Genomic DNA, 17,039 nt, shown 5'->3' with positions numbered 1-17,039 from the left:
GTGTTACTCCTCGTCACTTAGATAAAATGCCGCTGTCGGTTCCACTTCTCGCAATGAGCCTGGTGTTGACCACTGGCCTTCGTTGTCGGTACCCGATGTTTTCAATAACACACGGGCGTTGTTGGGTGGGCGCTCTCCACTTTTCAGCCAGGAATAGCGCAATAGATCATCAGCGTAATGAGCCCAATCGTCGCGGCTCGACATCAAGCGTTCGTTAACTAGCTTCGCGTTTTTCTTGCCGACTAAGTCGGCTGCACGCAGAACAACGTCGGTGATCATTAAATCCGTACTAGGAATTGCCGGGTCAAAATTTTGGGCTTGAACCTCACGAGCCATATTCTGTCCCCCAAGACGCTGCATGGCCGCAAAGGCCCCACGCAATCCTCTGTCTAAAGCTCGTGATGAGAATGGCGTGACACTGATGGCCTCAACATAGCGATAAAGGGCGGCATGGTAGCCTCTAAAATGTTCGTAATGAGAAAGATCTCGCGCTCCCAGCCAGTTGTACATGGTGATAACTAGGCCCGGATGTTTTCGACCTACGCGACTGGTAGCCTGTATGTATTCAGCAGTGCTTTTGGGTTGTCCCGTCACAACCATCAAACCCAGACGGTCAATATCCACCCCCACAGAAATCATGTTGGTTGCTAGCAACACATCAACAGGGTACTGCTTACCTTGTTCTCGCGGGAATTTATTATCCAGCCGTTTTAACAGGCCAGGGATTCGCCAGGAGTCGAGGCGGCTTGTTAACTCATCCGGGTCATTGATATAACGCTGAGGGAACCCGCGCTGTTGGGACAAATATCGCAGACGCTTTCTGATATCATCTTCAACTAGACGGCGAGCCCCACCCAGTGCACGCAGGCTGTTAAAGTAGCCGACAACCGTCGCATAAGGATCTGCAGCTTCGTGATCGCGAGTGATTTCGGCCTCCCCAGCCGCCAGCAGAGCTGCGTATACCCGAACCAGTAAGGTCTTGGTGCTGGAACCAGGCGCATTCAAGCCGACATACAGTCGACCAGCAGTTTTGTCGTCGTCCTCTTTGATTTCCTGCTCTTTAGCAAAGAAGGAATCTTTGGATGATAGGCCGCTGGGTGGGAAGATAGCTAGATCGCGGTTGTAAAGCTGCCGGATTTGTTCGCGAGCTCTGCGTATGGTTGCCGTTGATGCAATGATTTTTGCCGGAATAGAAACCCCAGTTTTAACTTCAACCCGAGTGAGAAAATCAACTGCTGTTTCATACAGACCAACCATGGTGCCTAACGGGCCGGAGATTAGGTGCAATTCGTCCTGGATAATCAATTCGGGTGGCACTAATCTGCGCGCCGGTTGGCCGTCTTTTACGACTCGTTGGTTGGGTTTTTCGCCGTGGCCCGGAGTGAGATGACCATAAGTTGGGCTGTATCTATCACGTAAACCAAATAGTGCCTGCGTCTCACCTTTGAATGGCATCCGAGCAAATTTATCCACTGTGGCGATAACCAATGATGGACACTCGCGGTAAATTTCATCATCGACGACGACTACTGGTAGTCCCTTATCATCAGATTTACGAGCGCAAAATTCACATTTCGGATTAGAGCAGCGAATCAGCGTTCTCAGCCTGGCGTTATCGAAATCGTAGGTTTGATTTTCTGGCTTACCTTGAGGGGTTACTAATGAAGTGCCGCAGCGTGGACAGGACACAAGCTGCACCGGGCTCCCATCCCGTGGTTTCTTGCCTTCATCCAACTTTTCCAACGCTTTGCCAGACTCTTTAGCGTCGTTTGGCGTGGTGGCTTTACCTACCCATAGGCCGATTTTGAATGGCTCGCGCCCCCATTTTTCGGGATTGTTCTTGCGCGCCAATTCACACGCACATATCAGAGCAGTTGCGCGCTGGAACTGCTGTACTGTCAACAATCGCAGGGTGTAACGCATGATAATGGCCACACCAGCGCTGGAATCGAGACCGTTAACGTCGCCGCGCAAGCGGCGATATGCAAGTGTGAACGCAGCCAGGCCTAGGTAGGCCTCCGTCTTACCACCACCGGTTGGAAACCAGAGCAGGTCAACGAGCTTTCGATCTGCGGCAACTTTCTCTCCTTCCTTAGGTTTATTCACCATGCTGGCAATGTTGAGCAAAATAAAACCCATCTGGAATGGGCGCCAGGTGCGGTTATTGGGATCATTAAAATCGACGGGGGTGCCGACAATTTCCCCTTCGTCTTGGTTCCGGCCTGCCCAGATGGAGTGAATACGCTGATCCCACATTACATAGTTGGCGAACAAAAAAGCTTCGAAGGCCTTTTGTTCATCCCTGATGAGTTCCAGGCCTTCACGCATTCTTCGCGCAGCTTCATCGCAGGACTCTATAAGCACCTTGGCCGTATCTTGGTTTTCTGGCGTGGAGCTGAACGGTGCTCCTTTTGCCTCTTTTTTCCTGTCAGAGACCCATTGCTCATAGGTCAAGACTAAGGGTTCGATAGCGCTGAATAAATCGTCGGGAGTCGTGAGTTGGCTCAGCTCAAACATATCCAGATTCAGGCCAGGAATATCGCCACTTTGGGCAATCAAGCTCGGCACTTCGAAGTTGGGAATAAAATCAGTAAACAAGATGCTGGCACGATCACCTGTTGCATTAACCCCATCCCATCCAGCAGCAACCCCATGGCCTGTTGCAAACTCTTTGGCATCCCGGTAAAGGATGTTGGCTGTGGTGATTTCAGGATCTCCTGAAATATCTTGATCGGAGTCTTTGGCAATGAATATAGGGCTCTTATCTGCCGCAAAGACTTCCAGCTTAGGTTGCATCAACCATTGCTGATCTTTTGTCTTGTCAAAAGCTTCACCTTTAGGCCGTCTGTTTACGAGAAACAAGCTAACTGCTTTGACTCCGTCGATTTGATGAACAACGCCTTCGATGAAGATTTGGGTGTCACCATCGCCGTCTTCCCCAGGCCTTATAAAACCATCTGGCGTGATGGTTACGGATGCTGGAGCATTTGATTTGGATAAAGGAATCGGACTGAGTTTGCCGAAGGTATCAACTGATATGCCCTCAACTAAAACCGAACGCTGATACCGCTGCCAGTGGGTTTTACCTTCAAATTCATTCTTTTCCCGTCGATAATCGCCCCACGCCGCATTCGCGTTAATTGTTTTGGTATCCTTAGAGACAATAAATGAGAGCCCCATAGAAGAGGGACTAAAGCCCACAATGAGCGGCGGCTGAGGTTCATATTCGCCACCCTCATCATCATCGCTTCCAGCTGCAAATTGGTCGTTTTCTAACTCGGGAATTTCCGAATCCAAGGGCGCCAGCCGCCCTACAACATAGCGAGTGGTCGGAAATTCTGTTATTGCCTCATCTGAAGACGTAGGTCCCATTAACTCACGTTCCAATGCTCCTAGTATTCGTGATCGCGACTCTCGTTTACTGCTATCTGGCATTAACTTGTTCCTTTTGTTCACGTTTTTGTGCTCTTGGTCCTTTCCCTGTCCCTGGGTGGGCACTATGAGCACCACTCAAAGGAAAATACTTACTTGGAACCGGCTTGGGCGCTTCTGGAGAAGGGCAATCTGTTCTTTTTACAGGAATAAGTCTTAGTTTTCTGCGAACACGCTCACCAAAAAACTGACGACGTATTTCTAATCCAAAAAACTCTCCAATAGCTGGAGGAACTGCATTACCTATCTGCATCTGTGCAGCACGTCTTTCCCCGAGAAATTGATAGTCATCTGGAAAAGTTTGGAGCCGTGCCAACTCACGAATCGATAATAATCTTCCTTTCCAATGAAACGGGCCAGTTGCAGGACCAGGCTGTGCCTGAATAGTCCAGCTAGGTTTGTTTTTGGCTAGTTTAAGGAGAAAGGACCAATAACGCGTTCGCCAACCAAATAACGGTAACCCTCCTAATTTGTCTGTATGCCAGAGATAGTTTTGACCTTCCGGAATTGTCGGGAGGAGATCCGCCCATTTACCTGAAGGCTTAACATTATCCGGCCATATGTCGACATCTAAATCGCCAATGGCATCCCATGCTGTTAAATGTGGCTTGCCATTGCCCTTAGCTGCATCAGGACTAAAATGCGTAGGTTCTGGAAGATTGAACTGCACACCATCTCTGCTGGCGACAATGAAAACACGTTCTCTAGACTGAGGTACCCCATAGTCAGCTGCATTTAAGGATATTACGTGGGGCTTGTAGTTGGTTTTCTTTAATTTATTGATTTTATTAATTTCATTAACCAACAGTTGTAAGCCTTCATCTTTATCGGAAAAAGCTATTCCTTTGACATTTTCAAGTAAAATCACTTCTGGCTGTGCTTCTCGAACAATATCTAAATAGGCTTTAAGGGTTTTTGCTCTTGGATCTGTCAAGCGATCCGTATCACCGGTAACCCAAAATCCCGATTTTGAGAAGGGCTGACATGGCGGGCCGCCTGCAAGCAAGGTAAGTTCTCTTGGCTTCAGACCAGCTTGCTTTAATAAGTCGCTCGGCGTTAGTTCATGAATATCCCCCGGACAAGCCAGCTTCCATTTGGGGTGGTTAGTGGTGAGTGTTTTTTGTGCAGTTTCATCAATTTCGACGCATAGCTTATTGATGAATCCAGCGACGTTTAACCCGAGATCCAAACCTCCGGCGCCGCTGAAGAGCGAAATCATGGTCTTTTTCGGTTTAGTACTCACAGGTTATTCTCGCTTAGTTAGTATTCGAGTAGCTAGCGCATAGATACTCGAGAGTGTATTTATTTTACAATCAATTGTTTTCACTGTAGTGTCGCACATCTTCTTTAATCTAGACCAATGCTCTCAAGTGTTTTTTAAACATCAAAAATATTGACAACGTGCATTCTTATTGTTCTGTAGAAGTGACATTTGAGCTTAGTGGTATAATCCAACTTGGTTCATAGAAAGAAGCGGAACTTTAACCACGGAATGATACATTATCATTAGATTGCAAGATACTTGCTCTAATTCCGCTTCGAGCTAAACTGTTAATTGCATATAATCCTAGTAAAGTCTGCATGTAACTCTCTAAACAAAAGAGAGCAGAGTTCATGGCTCGAGTAACAATTTTGAGCCAATCACTTTAAGTTGTTTAGTTCCCGTCACAGAGAGGCTTCCTTTGGCTGCCTCTTCTATATGCCCGCTCCACCAGCTCATCATTGGGAGACGGCGCTCTAAGTAGTCGGTGCGGTTGTATGCACTGCGGACCTGATTGTCGTCCACGTGCGCCAATGCAGCCTCAATTAAATCTCGATCAAAGCCTTGTTCATTCAGTGTGGTACTAGCCAGCGAGCGTAGGCCGTGGCTGACCAAGCGTCTTGCAAATCCCATACGTTTAAGCGCCATATTTGCCGTTTGGCTGTTGCATGGCTTTTTAGGATCTCGGTCTGATGGGAAGATAAATTCACGGTGACCACTAATCGGCTTGATTACCTCAAGTAATTCAAGCACCTGTTCTGTTAGTGGGATACGATGTTCTCTTCTTTTCTTCATTCGTTCTGCAGGGATTGTCCATACCTTCTCAGCCCAATCAATTTCTTCCCATTTTGCACCAGATGCTTCACTAGGTCTTGTCATGGTATGAAGTTGCCATTCGATTAAGCATCGAGTCGTGCGCTTAATGCTGGCGTTAGCTATGGCCCCCATAAGCTCTGGCAGCTCGGCTGGTGTGAGTGCTGCCATATTCTCTTTTTTGGGTTTCTTGAAAGCGGCTTTGATGCCTGTTAATGGGTTAGCCTGCACCAAGCCACAGTTAGTTGCGAAGTTCATTACCTCATTGAGACGTTGTGCTAGGCGTTTTACGGTTTCTAGGCTGCCTTTGGCCTCGATAGGCTTTAATAGCTCTATAACCTGTGGTGCAGTGATTTCTTTGACCGGAATGTCGGATATGTAGGGAAAGATATGAAGCTCAAGAGAGCGCCATATATCAACGGCGTAATCAGGGGTGACATCGTCCTTTTTGATCTCAAACCACTCTTTAGCCACATTGAGAAATGTGTGCTGGTGGATGGCTTTGTGCTCTTGCTGTTGTCGCTTCCTGTGTTCTTGAGGATCGATCCCTTGAGCGAGTAGTTCCTTTGCTTCCTGCAAGGCTTTGCGAGCGTTAGCAAGCGAGAGATCTGGGTATTTACCTAGACTTAGGTTAGTACGCTTTCTTTTGATTGGGTGTGTATAGTTTAGTAGCCAAAGCTTTGAACCATTTGGTTTCACTCGTAGGCGTAATCCATCTCCATCAGAAAGAATGTATTCTTTCATTTTGGGTTTAGCTGATTTGATCTCTTTATCACTTAATCTCGTCGTAACTTTAGCCATGATTGGTCCATCAAAATAGGTACACCAGAGCAGTGTACCTTTCGATGTACCCAAAAATCAAAGAAGCTGTAGGACGTTATTAGATGTTAAAAGAAGCTAAGTTATTGATTTCACGTTGTTGAAGGCACAAAAAAAGACGCCCTAAGACGTCTTTAAATGTAGAATTGGTGGAGCTGGCGGGAGTTGAACCCGCGTCCAAAATCAGTCTAACAGATGGCGCTACATGCTTAGTCAGTCTTTATTCTCGTACCTACACTGCGAACTGACACGCTATGCAAATACATACCAGAATTCTATTTCGCGGTTCATCTCTCTAGTCAAAGATTCCCTCGCTATCTTGTTTGGGTTTGAACCCCTGTTAGTCCCCGTCTTACAAGCGAAAGCTAGGGCAGGAGCGCTCTCAGCAGGGTATTAAGCTGCTAGTGCGAAGTTTTCGTCGTTTGCGACTATTTTTTGCGGCTTTTTTACGAGGCCAACCGCACCTCGGCATGCTCCACAAGCCTTCGTGATCCTGTCGAATCCTAAATCAGCCCCAGAGTTCGATCGATGGTATCAGAAAATTCGTTAGGGTCAACAGAAAGACTACCGAACTCTAACTAGATGGTTGATAAACCACCAATCCTCAACATCTTATGACCATTTACTTTTAACGGTTACTGCTTTTCATGATGCGCGCCTTATCGCGCTGCCAATCACGTGCTTTGGTATCTGCACGTTTGTCATGAAGCTTCTTACCACGCGCGGTACCTATCTTTAGTTTAACAAAGGATGCCTTCCAGTACATAGAAAGGGCAACAATTGTTTCACCGTCACGGTTTACTGCGCCTGACAGTTTATCGATTTCACGACGATTCAACAGCAGTTTGCGGGTACGTGTTGGGTCGGCCACCACATGGGTGGAAGCCGCATTGAGCGGGGTGATGGTCATGCCTGAAATGAAGGCTTCACCGTTGCGCAAGAACACATAACTCTCAGTCATGTTGACTTTGCCATCACGGATGGCTTTTACTTCCCAACCCTGCAGTGATATTCCGGCTTCGTACTCGTCGCTGATCGCGAACTCGAAGCGGGCGCTTTTGTTCTTGGCAATTGTATTGCTACTTTGCTTTGGTTTTTTCTTGGCCATAAATACTCTTGAATGTTGCTGTCCCAGCCTTTACTACATTGGCTGGTCGAAAAGTGTTTATTTATAAATCAATGAGATGATGACAATAAACACGCTTATTTTGGCTGTTAGCCCAGTAATGGTATCATTGGGTTTGTCCTTGTCATAGGTTTTCGCGTGACAGGTGGCACGTTTTAACCGTAAGGAGAAGCTATGCCTCAGATCAGCCGTTCTGCATTGGTACCATTTAGTGCAAAACAAATGTTTGAACTTGTTAACGATGTTGAATCCTATCCTGCATTCCTGCCGGGTTGCTCTGGGAGCAAAATCTTGGAAAGCTCAGAGCTGCATATGATGGCCGCTGTTGATGTGTCCAAGGCTGGGATCAAGAAGACATTTGTGACCCGTAATGATCTGACAGACAGTCGTTTGATCGCGATGCAGTTGGTCGACGGCCCCTTCAGCCGCTTGGTGGGTGGCTGGCATTTCACCGAACTTGATGCCGAGGCGTGCAAGGTTGAGCTTAAGCTGGACTTCGAATTTACCAATGGCCTTGTGGAAGCGGCGTTTGGTAAGGTATTCCGTGATTTGACCAATAATATGGTGTCAGCTTTTACCCAGCGTGCACGAGAGATTTATGATTTCTGAAGATAAGTTGATTCACGTAGAGGTAGTGTATGCACTGCCTGATGTGCAGAAGGTTATCCGGGTGACGGTTACGCCGGATATGCAGGTCCAGCAAATCATCGAACAGTCCGGTGTGCTGACCTTGTACCCTGAGATTGATCTTAAAAAGAACAAGGTAGGCATTTACAGCCGTAACGTGAAGCTGGATGCAACGGTACATGATGGTGACCGCATCGAGATTTACCGCCCATTGCTGGCTGACCCGAAAGAGATCCGCCGCAAGCGCGCGGAGCAAGCCAAGCAAGAAGCGTTGGCCGCTAAGGGCGAGAACGCCTAATCTCTGCCATTTGCTGACAATATATACAAAAGAAAAAGCTCGCCGATGGCGAGCTTTTTTGTTTTCTGGCAACCAGCAATCTGTTGTCGAGCAACTTTAGTTGAATTGCTCCATGAATTGAGGACTTTTTTCATAGTCCCCTTCAAGGCTGGTCAGCTGATTCTGAGCACTGAACTTCAGGATCAGGTTTTTCTGTTGCGGCTCTCCGTGGCCAGGCTTGTGGTAGTAAACGTAATACCACGTATCTGGATACTCGGGTTCAACCAGCATTGGCGAGCCAAGTACGAACTGTACCTGCTCTTTGTTCATTCCATATCGAAGGGTGTCGATATCTTTCTGTTCCAGGTAGTTACCCTGGTTAATATCAATTCGATAAACCAGTCGCTCAACGACTGAACAGCCACCCAATAAACTGACCGCTAAAGTAACGGCAGCAAGGTTTTTCCAACTCATAGCATCCCGGCATGTTCGCTTTATTCTGCAGCGATGATAAACAACCCCCGAGCAGAAGTAAAAAAGCAGTAAAGAAAAAAACTGTAATTGAGACTGCAGTACAACCAATTAGTTGCAATGCCCATTAAGTTTATTCTATTTATGCCGCAATCAGCAGTTCTTTCGCATTTGCCAGTGTGCGCTCGGTAATTTCACTGCCGCCTAGCAGACGAGCCAGTTCATTCACACGGGCATCCTGAGTCAGTGGGTACATGTTGGTTTCGGTTTGTCCCTTGCTGGATTTTTTCGCCACGAACATCTGCTGGTGGCCACAGCCAGCGACCTGCGGCAAGTGGGTGACACACATTACCTGGGTTGATCCGCCCAAGGTACGCAGCATCTTGCCGACAATGGCGGCTGTCGGCCCACTGATCCCCACATCGACTTCATCGAAAATCAGGCTTGGGGTTTCGACTTTCTGGGCGGTGATCACCTGAATCGCTAGGGAGATCCGCGACAGCTCACCACCCGATGCGACTTTGCCAAGGGGTTGTAGTGGTTGGCCTGGGTTAGTGGACACCAAGAAGGTGATTGTGTCGAAGCCTAGTGGGCTGAGCATACCTTCTGTATCACTTTGTACATCAATCTTGAACACACCGTTTTCCATGCTGAGCTGATGCATGCTGTCAGAGATCTTTTTGTCGAGCTCCTTGGCATAGCGCTGGCGGCTCTTGCTGAGTTTTTCTGCGCTGGCCAAAAACTTCTGGCGTAGGCTCTCGACGTTCTCGGCGATTTCTTCCAGGCGTTCGTCACTGCAATCAAGCAGCTCTAGCTCTTTGAGTAGCTCTTGGTGCTTGGTATAAAGCTCATCCGGCATCACGTAGTGTTTGCGAGCCAGTGACATGATTTTGGCCAAGCGCTCTTCAAGGTACATCAGGCGCTGTGGATCCATATCCATGTTGTCGAGGTAGCTGCGGAGCTCTTGGCTGGCCTCTTGCACCTGGATAATCGCATCTTCGAGCATTTGCGGGATAGCGCTTAGATTGCTGTCGATTTCGCCCAAACCTGCGACTTCCTGGCAGGCTGTTTGCAGCATATTTAGCGCGTTACAATCTTCGTTGTCATACAGCATAGCCAGTGCGTTTTGGCTGGAAATAGCCAGTTCACCGCTATTGGACAAGCGCTTATGCTCTTCTTCAATCTCGGCAAATTCTTCTTCAGCCAGAGCCAGCTCGTTGAGCTCTTTGACCTGGTATTGGATCAGCTGTTTTTGCGCTTCGTTCTCTTCGCGGTTTTGAACCAAACGCTTATATTCGTTGTTGGCCTGGCGCCAGCGTTGGTAGTGGTTGCGGGTTTTTTCCATCAATTGATGGTGACCAGCATACTGATCCAGCATCTGCTGCTGGTAATCAGGGCGCATCAGTTGCTGATGGGCATGCTGGCCGTGGATGTTGATCAGTAATTGGCCCAGGGCTTTTTGCTGCGAGGCGGGGACCGGACTGCCGTTGATAAAGCCACGTGAGCGGCCTTCTTTGGTAATGACACGGCGTAAGATGCACTCGTCACCATCAATCAGTTCGTTGTCTTCCAGCCAGCGGCGGGCCGCTTGGTTGTTCAGCAGTGAAAAGGCAGCGGAGATTTCTGCTTTGTCTTCATTCGGGCGAACCATGCAGGCTTCGGCGCGATCACCCAAACACAAGCCAAGTGCATCGATGGCAATAGATTTACCTGCACCTGTTTCACCGGTAATGGTGGTCATTCCCGGTTTAAGTTCAAATTCAAGGTTTTTGACAATAGCAAAGTTAGAGATCGTCATATGAGCCAGCATGTGTTCACCTGTTTAAATCAACACCTGTTTTTTCATACAGTATATACTGTATCTACATACAGTAAAGTACTGTCGATAAAAAATTTCATGGAAAGTTTGATCTGAGTTAACGCGCTGAAAGTTGGCAATAAAAAAGCCAACCGAGAGGTTGGCTTCAGGAGCGGTAATTGATGTTGGTTTCGACTTAGAATAATCGGCTCGACCAGCCCAGCTTGCCTCTTAGGACTTCGTAGTAGCTGTAGTTTTTCGGGTGGATCAGCTTCAAGGTCTCTGGGCTCTGGTAAATATGGATTTCATCGCCAGGGCTGACAGGCAACGAGACCTGACCGTCACAGCTGACTTCCAGGGTACTACCGTTGGTGGGTGAAACCATTAATTTGATCCGGCTGTTGCCATCGACGACCAGTGGACGGCATGACAAGGTATGCGGGAACATGGGTACCAGTGAAATTGCATTGAGCTCGGAGGACAGGATAGGACCGCCACCGGACAGGGAATACGCGGTTGAACCAGTCGGTGTCGAAATGATCAGCCCATCGGAGCGCTGCGAGAAGGCAAAGGTATCGTCTATGTAGACTTCGAATTCAATCATGTGGGCGATTTTGTCTGGGTGCAGTACCGCTTCGTTGAGGGCGGCATTGCGGCTTTTAATCAAGCCGTGGCGGTGGACTTCCGCCTCCAGCAAAAAACGTTTTTCGACTACATATTCGCCATTGAGCACTTGATCGAGTTCGTCTTCGAAGGCGTCGGGGTCGAGATCGGTTAGAAAACCTAGGCTGCCACGATTAACACCAATCACTGCGATATCAAAACGGGACAGTACCCGTGCCGCGCCTAACATATTGCCATCACCACCGACGACGACGGCTAAATTGGCTTTGTCGCCAATAGTCAGCAAATCGCAAAAGACTGATTTTGGCAGTGACAAATCGTTGGCCAGTCGGTGGTCAACAAGTACGTCATAACCTTTCTCAATAAGCCACCGGTAGAGGCTCATATGGGTCTGCAGGGCTTCTGGGTTACGGGGTTTGCCAATTATCGCGATAGTCTGGAAAACGCGTGTCATGTCCATGATCCGACAAATAAAGAGAAGGCCAGTATAGCGTCAGGATTAGACAGTTGTCGCGCATTGTGATCGATATCGGCTTGAATCATTGAACTTCATCCCCATAATAGGCGCATAAGCGAGTTTTTTGGATAGAGTTGATTATCTATCCCCCGATTGAAAACCATGATCTTGGCGGAGAGCGAAAGCATGAGCAACGAAGAGAAAAAAGTACAGGACGAACAGCTACAGCAAGATGTTGAAGCGGTTGAAACTGAATCTGCTGAGGAAGAAGTGGTTGAGATGACCCTTGAGGAGCAGCAGGCAGCCCGCATCGCTGAACTTGAAGCTGCATTGCTAACCAGTGATGCAAAAGTACGTGAGCAGCAAGATAGCGTATTGCGTGCCCGTGCCGATGTTGAAAACATGCGTCGCCGCAGCGAGCAGGAAATCGACAAGGCACGTAAGTTTGCCCTGAACAAGTTTGCTGAAGAACTGCTACCAGTTATCGATAACATGGAACGTGCTATCGAGATGGCAGACAAAAACGACGAGGCAATCAAGCCAATGGTAGAAGGTGTAGACCTAACCCTTCAGACCATGATGGGTACGGTTGAGAAGTTCGGCCTGAAGCAGCTAAACCCAATGGGTGAAGCCTTCAACCCTGAATTCCACCAGGCAATGTCTATCCAAGAAAGTGCTGATCACGCGCCAAATACCGTGATGCTAGTGATGCAGAAAGGTTATGAGCTGAACGGCCGAGTGATTCGCCCTGCGATGGTCATGGTGTCGAAAGCGGCATCAGGTAATATCGATACCCAAGCGTAAGCGGGATTGTTATTAAACAGGCCCGCTCTAAGGCGGGCTTTTTAATTTTTTTTTGATTTTTTTTCGATGTCGCCCTTGAAAACAATTTGGCTGCCCCTATTTAGTAGTCATACGACATCGTAAATCATTTTCTGCGGGTGATACCGCATTGCCAGTGGTGTTTAGATAACGGGCTGGCAAATAAGCTAAACGAATTTCGGAGAAAGCCTGATGGGTAAGATCATTGGTATTGACTTGGGTACAACTAACTCTTGTGTAGCAGTACTTGATGGTGATAAGCCACGTGTAATTGAAAATGCTGAAGGTGAGCGCACAACCGCATCTGTGATCGCATACACCCAAGATGGTGAAACTCTAGTTGGTCAGCCAGCTAAGCGTCAGGCGGTTACAAACCCTGAAAACACGCTATTCGCAATCAAGCGTCTTATTGGTCGTCGTTTCGAAGACGAAGAAGTTCAGCGCGACATCGAAATCATGCCTTTCAAAATTGTTAAGGCTGACAACGGTGATGCATGGGTAGAAGCGAAAGGCCAGAAAATGGCTGCTCCTCAGGTATCTGCTGAAGTTCTTAAGAAGATGAAGAAAACAGCTGAAGACTTCCTAGGTGAAGAAGTAACTGGCGCAGTTGTTACTGTTCCTGCTTACTTCAACGATGCTCAGCGTCAAGCAACGAAAGATGCTGGCCGTATCGCAGGTCTAGAAGTTAAGCGTATCATCAACGAACCAACGGCTGCTGCTCTGGCTTACGGCCTAGACAAGCAGGGCGGTGACCGCACTATCGCTGTTTACGACCTTGGTGGTGGTACATTCGATATCTCTATCATCGAAATCGATGAAGTTGAAGGCGAGAAAACATTTGAAGTTCTAGCAACCAACGGTGACACACACCTAGGTGGTGAAGACTTCGATAACCGCATGATCAACTACTTAGTTGAAGAGTTCAACAAAGAGCAAGGCATCAACCTTAAGAACGATCCACTTGCTATGCAGCGCGTTAAAGAAGCGGCTGAAAAAGCGAAGATCGAACTGTCTTCTGCACAGCAAACTGACGTGAACCTACCTTACGTTACTGCTGATGCGACAGGTCCTAAGCACATGAACATCAAAGTGACGCGTGCGAAACTAGAATCTCTAGTTGAAGACCTAGTTCAGCGCTCTCTTGAGCCTCTTAAAGTTGCTCTTGCTGATGCAGACCTATCTGTAGGCGACATCACTGACGTTATCCTAGTGGGTGGTCAGACGCGTATGCCTATGGTTCAGGCGAAAGTCACTGAATTTTTCGGCAAAGAGCCACGTAAAGACGTGAACCCAGACGAAGCTGTTGCTGTTGGTGCTGCTGTTCAGGGTGGTGTTCTTGCTGGTGACGTTAAAGACGTACTTCTACTAGACGTTACTCCACTGTCTCTTGGTATCGAGACCATGGGCGGCGTGATGACTAAGCTAATCGAGAAAAACACCACGATCCCTACTAAGGCGAATCAGGTGTTCTCTACTGCTGAAGACAACCAGAACGCGGTAACTATCCATGTTCTACAGGGTGAGCGTAAGCAAGCGGGCTACAACAAGTCTCTTGGTCAGTTCAACCTAGAAGGTATCCAAGCGGCTCCTCGTGGCATGCCTCAAATCGAAGTAACTTTCGACCTTGATGCTGACGGTATCTTGCACGTATCTGCAAAAGATAAGAGCACAGGTAAAGAGCAAAAGATCACTATCCAAGCATCTGGCGGTCTGAGCGACGACGATATCGAGAAAATGGTACAAGAGGCAGAAGCTAACAAAGAAGCGGACAAGAAGTTCGAAGAGTTGGTAACTGCACGTAACCAAGCTGACCAGCTAGTTCACGGTACGCGTAAGCAAATCGAAGAAGCAGGCGATGCACTTCCAGCAGAAGACAAAGCGACTATCGAAGCGGCTGTAAACGAGCTTGAAGAAGCACGTAAAGGCGAAGACAAAGAGACAATCGACGCTAAAGTTCAAGCGCTTATCGCAGCTTCTCAGAAGCTGATGGAAATCGCTCAACAACAAGCTCAAGCGCAGCAAGCTCAAGAAGGTGGTGCTGAACAGCCACAACAAGAGCAGCAAGACGACAACGTTGTTGACGCTGAGTTCGAAGAAGTTAAAGACGACAAAAAATAAGATAGTTAATTCATAATCTTATTTGAGCGCGGGCGTTGGAGGTTACTCTTGCGCCCGTAGCTGTATTAAGGCAGGTAACAGATCAGTATGTCAAAACGAGATTTTTACGAAGTTCTGGGCGTAAGTCGTGATGCGTCAGAGCGTGATATCAAAAAGGCCTACAAGCGCCTTGCGATGAAATTCCACCCTGACCGTAATCAGGGTGACGATCAAGCGGCTGAGAAATTCAAAGAAGTTAAGACTGCATACGAAATCCTAACGGATCCTCAGAAGAAGGCAGCCTATGACCAGTACGGTCATGCCGCTTTTGAACAAGGTGGTATGGGCGGTGGCGGCGGCTTCGGCGGCGGTGCTGACTTCGGTGATATTTTCGGTGATGTGTTTGGCGATATCTTCGGTGGCGGTGGCCGTCGTGGTGGTGGCCAGCAGCGTGCGCAGCGTGGTGCTGATTTGCGCTACAACATGGAGCTGACACTGGAAGAAGCGGTTCGTGGTTGTGGCAAAGAGATCCGTGTTCCTACCTTGGTTCACTGTGATACCTGTGATGGTTCTGGTGCCAAGAAAGGCACATCTGCTACCACATGTGGTACCTGTCATGGCCAAGGCCAAGTACAGATGCGCCAAGGCTTCTTTGCAGTTCAGCAAACTTGTCCGCACTGTCATGGTCGCGGTAAAATTATCAAAGAGCCATGTGGTACTTGTCATGGTCAAGGTCGCAAAGAAGAAACCAAGACCCTGTCTGTGAAAATTCCTGCCGGTGTTGATACGGGTGACCGTATTCGTCTATCTGGTGAAGGTGAAGCGGGTGAATTCGGCGCGCCAGCGGGTGATTTGTACGTACAGGTGCATGTTGCTCAGCACAATATCTTCGAGCGTGACGGCAATAATCTTTACTGTGAAGTACCAGTTAGCTTTACCATGGCTGCTATTGGTGGTGAGGTAGAAGTTCCGACCCTTGATGGCCGTGTGAACCTCAAAGTACCATCCGAAACTCAGACTGGCCGTATGTTCCGCATGCGCGGTAAGGGCGTGAAGTCCGTACGCGGTGGTGCAGTGGGCGATCTCATCTGTAAACTTGTGGTTGAAACGCCAGTGAGCCTAAGTGCTCGTCAGAAAGAGTTACTTCAAGAACTTGAAGAAAGCCTAGGTGGTAAAAGTGCAAGTAAGCACAAGCCTAAATCTGAAGGCTTCTTTAATGGTGTGAAGAAGTTCTTCGATGATCTGACCGGTTAAGGCTAGTTTCGTCTTTGATAAAAAAGCCAGCGTAAAGCTGGCTTTTTTGTGCCTGAGATTTACGGGTAGCGCTTTGTTGGTATATTTCTGTTACCAGCAGCCATTGATGGCGGAGCCTCCTTTTTTTGCCTCTGTCCGTCCACTGGCTGCGACGGATATCGCGCCGCATCTATCATCATCTTGGACTGTATTTGTCTTGGGTGTGGCCGTTAATGTGTAAGGTGGCAGACCGCCGTTTATATATGTGGCGGAAAAGTTGTAATTGTCGGTGTTCAGGTTGCAGGCGGGGCAGCTGTTGTTGTCGACACTGGCCGGGTAGCTACCGTTACGAGTAAATTCATCTTCCATCCATAGGTGCAACATCATCAGGCTAGCTTGGGCTGATGTGCGGTGGCCTGAACGTTGATGATCGACATAGCTTGGGTAAGCAACGCTTGCAAGAACGCCGATAATCATGACAACAATCAGTAATTCGATTAATGTCACACCTTTCTGCTTATTCCTATGCATGCTGTCCATTAACTTACGAGTCATATCCCTATCTCTAGTTTTACTTAACAATCATGATCTTATGGAGTGATAACCTATATCTAGCGTAATTGGTATTAGATGGTGGTGTGGAGTGAAAAAACTGGGATCGGCTAGTGGCTTTAGCATGATTGAGTTGCTGATTGTTACCTCCGTGGCTGTGATATTGATTATGGTAGCAGCCCCTTCTTTTACCCAAATACAGGACTCTCAGCAGCTTGGCTCTGCGACTAATCGCCTCGCTTTGCTTTTTAAACAAGCAAGGCTTGAGGCCATTAGGCGAAACCAAGAGTTGTATATCCACAACTTGGACATGGCCGTTCCGACAAAAAATAGCTGGTGTGTTCTTGTCACAGCCAGCGCTACCACACCTGCATCATGCGTGTTCTCTCAGGTGATATCGAGTCTGCATGGTGAGTCGTTCCCCCGTTTATCAGTTAAGGGATCCAAGGCTCGTATTAGTCTTGACCCTGCAAGGGCGATCACAGGCTCTGGGATGGCTTATACGCTAACTAGCCCCGAGATGGGATCTGGAGTTTCTGTGAAAGTTAATATAATACCAATCTAAGTAAAAATATGATCTAATTGAGGTTACTCTTTCAGACAGTCACATCGCTATGGATAGCCTCAATA

At 47.9% G+C, this 17,039-nt stretch carries 14 protein-coding genes and 1 other RNA gene; 6 read left to right on the top strand and 9 right to left on the bottom strand.

What is annotated here, in order from left to right; translation table 11 throughout:
* Positions 1 to 3: 3 nt before the first annotated feature.
* The 5 genes from drmA to smpB all read right to left on the bottom strand — a co-directional run bounded on the left by drmA (position 4) and on the right by smpB (position 7,433).
* Complete coding sequence (gene drmA / locus NHN17_RS18185; RefSeq protein WP_255044057.1) at positions 4 to 3,435, bottom strand: DISARM system helicase DrmA; 3,432 nt, start codon at positions 3,433 to 3,435, stop codon at positions 4 to 6.
* Positions 3,425 to 4,675: a DNA cytosine methyltransferase gene (locus NHN17_RS18180; protein ID WP_255044056.1), complete on the bottom strand. Its 1,251-nt coding sequence runs from the start codon at positions 4,673 to 4,675 to the stop codon at positions 3,425 to 3,427. Before NHN17_RS18180 ends, drmA begins: the two co-directional genes overlap by 11 nt.
* A 369-nt stretch (positions 4,676 to 5,044) precedes the next feature.
* Positions 5,045 to 6,307 carry an integrase domain-containing protein gene (locus tag NHN17_RS18175; RefSeq protein WP_255044055.1) on the bottom strand — a complete coding sequence of 421 codons (1,263 nt, stop codon included), beginning with the start codon at positions 6,305 to 6,307 and terminating at the stop codon, positions 5,045 to 5,047.
* Positions 6,308 to 6,472: 165 nt separating this feature from the next.
* Positions 6,473 to 6,841: a transfer-messenger RNA gene (gene ssrA / locus NHN17_RS18170) on the bottom strand.
* A 112-nt stretch (positions 6,842 to 6,953) separates the two neighbouring features.
* A complete protein-coding gene (gene smpB / locus NHN17_RS18165) occupies positions 6,954 to 7,433 on the bottom strand; it encodes an SsrA-binding protein SmpB (protein WP_107351827.1) in 480 nt (159 codons plus the stop codon).
* 192 nt (positions 7,434 to 7,625) lie between these two features.
* On the opposite strand from smpB, the gene NHN17_RS18160 reads away from it, so the two are divergent.
* Both NHN17_RS18160 and NHN17_RS18155 read left to right on the top strand, forming a co-directional pair.
* Positions 7,626 to 8,060 carry an SRPBCC family protein gene (locus tag NHN17_RS18160; RefSeq protein WP_255044054.1) on the top strand — a complete coding sequence of 145 codons (435 nt, stop codon included), beginning with the start codon at positions 7,626 to 7,628 and terminating at the stop codon, positions 8,058 to 8,060.
* Positions 8,050 to 8,376, top strand: coding sequence for an RnfH family protein (locus tag NHN17_RS18155; protein ID WP_255044053.1), 327 nt, complete (start codon positions 8,050 to 8,052; stop codon positions 8,374 to 8,376). The genes NHN17_RS18160 and NHN17_RS18155 overlap by 11 nt, the downstream gene beginning before the upstream one ends.
* Positions 8,377 to 8,472: 96 nt before the next feature.
* On the opposite strand, the gene bamE is transcribed toward NHN17_RS18155, so the two are convergent.
* The 3 genes from bamE to nadK all read right to left on the bottom strand — a co-directional run bounded on the left by bamE (position 8,473) and on the right by nadK (position 11,711).
* Positions 8,473 to 8,829: an outer membrane protein assembly factor BamE gene (gene bamE, locus NHN17_RS18150; protein WP_107351830.1), complete on the bottom strand. Its 357-nt coding sequence runs from the start codon at positions 8,827 to 8,829 to the stop codon at positions 8,473 to 8,475.
* A 139-nt stretch (positions 8,830 to 8,968) separates the two neighbouring features.
* Entirely contained in the window at positions 8,969 to 10,636 is a 1,668-nt protein-coding gene (recN, locus tag NHN17_RS18145; protein ID WP_255044052.1) for a DNA repair protein RecN, read from the bottom strand.
* A 184-nt stretch (positions 10,637 to 10,820) separates the two neighbouring features.
* Positions 10,821 to 11,711, bottom strand: coding sequence for an NAD(+) kinase (gene nadK, locus NHN17_RS18140; RefSeq protein WP_255044068.1), 891 nt, complete (start codon positions 11,709 to 11,711; stop codon positions 10,821 to 10,823).
* A 180-nt stretch (positions 11,712 to 11,891) separates the two neighbouring features.
* Between nadK and grpE the strand changes: the two genes are divergently transcribed.
* From grpE to dnaJ, 3 genes are all read left to right on the top strand, one after another.
* Positions 11,892 to 12,509, top strand: coding sequence for a nucleotide exchange factor GrpE (grpE, locus tag NHN17_RS18135; RefSeq protein ID WP_255044051.1), 618 nt, complete (start codon positions 11,892 to 11,894; stop codon positions 12,507 to 12,509).
* Between the two features lie 210 nt (positions 12,510 to 12,719).
* Positions 12,720 to 14,645, top strand: coding sequence for a molecular chaperone DnaK (gene dnaK, locus NHN17_RS18130; protein WP_255044050.1), 1,926 nt, complete (start codon positions 12,720 to 12,722; stop codon positions 14,643 to 14,645).
* Positions 14,646 to 14,732: 87 nt separating this feature from the next.
* The gene (gene dnaJ / locus NHN17_RS18125; RefSeq protein WP_255044049.1) at positions 14,733 to 15,878 is read left to right on the top strand and encodes a molecular chaperone DnaJ; all 1,146 of its coding nucleotides are present in this window, start codon (positions 14,733 to 14,735) and stop codon (positions 15,876 to 15,878) included.
* 90 nt (positions 15,879 to 15,968) lie between these two features.
* On the opposite strand, the gene NHN17_RS18120 is transcribed toward dnaJ, so the two are convergent.
* On the bottom strand, positions 15,969 to 16,412 hold the full coding sequence (locus tag NHN17_RS18120; protein WP_274135695.1) for a type IV pilin protein: 444 nt from the start codon (positions 16,410 to 16,412) through the stop codon (positions 15,969 to 15,971).
* A gap of 88 nt (positions 16,413 to 16,500) precedes the next feature.
* On the opposite strand from NHN17_RS18120, the gene NHN17_RS18110 reads away from it, so the two are divergent.
* A complete protein-coding gene (locus tag NHN17_RS18110; protein WP_255044048.1) occupies positions 16,501 to 16,974 on the top strand; it encodes a GspH/FimT family pseudopilin in 474 nt (157 codons plus the stop codon).
* Positions 16,975 to 17,039: the final 65 nt, after the last annotated feature.

Source organism: Photobacterium pectinilyticum (assembly GCF_024357955.1).
Classification (GTDB): domain Bacteria; phylum Pseudomonadota; class Gammaproteobacteria; order Enterobacterales; family Vibrionaceae; genus Photobacterium; species Photobacterium pectinilyticum.
This window is presented reverse-complemented; position numbering and strand designations above follow the sequence as displayed.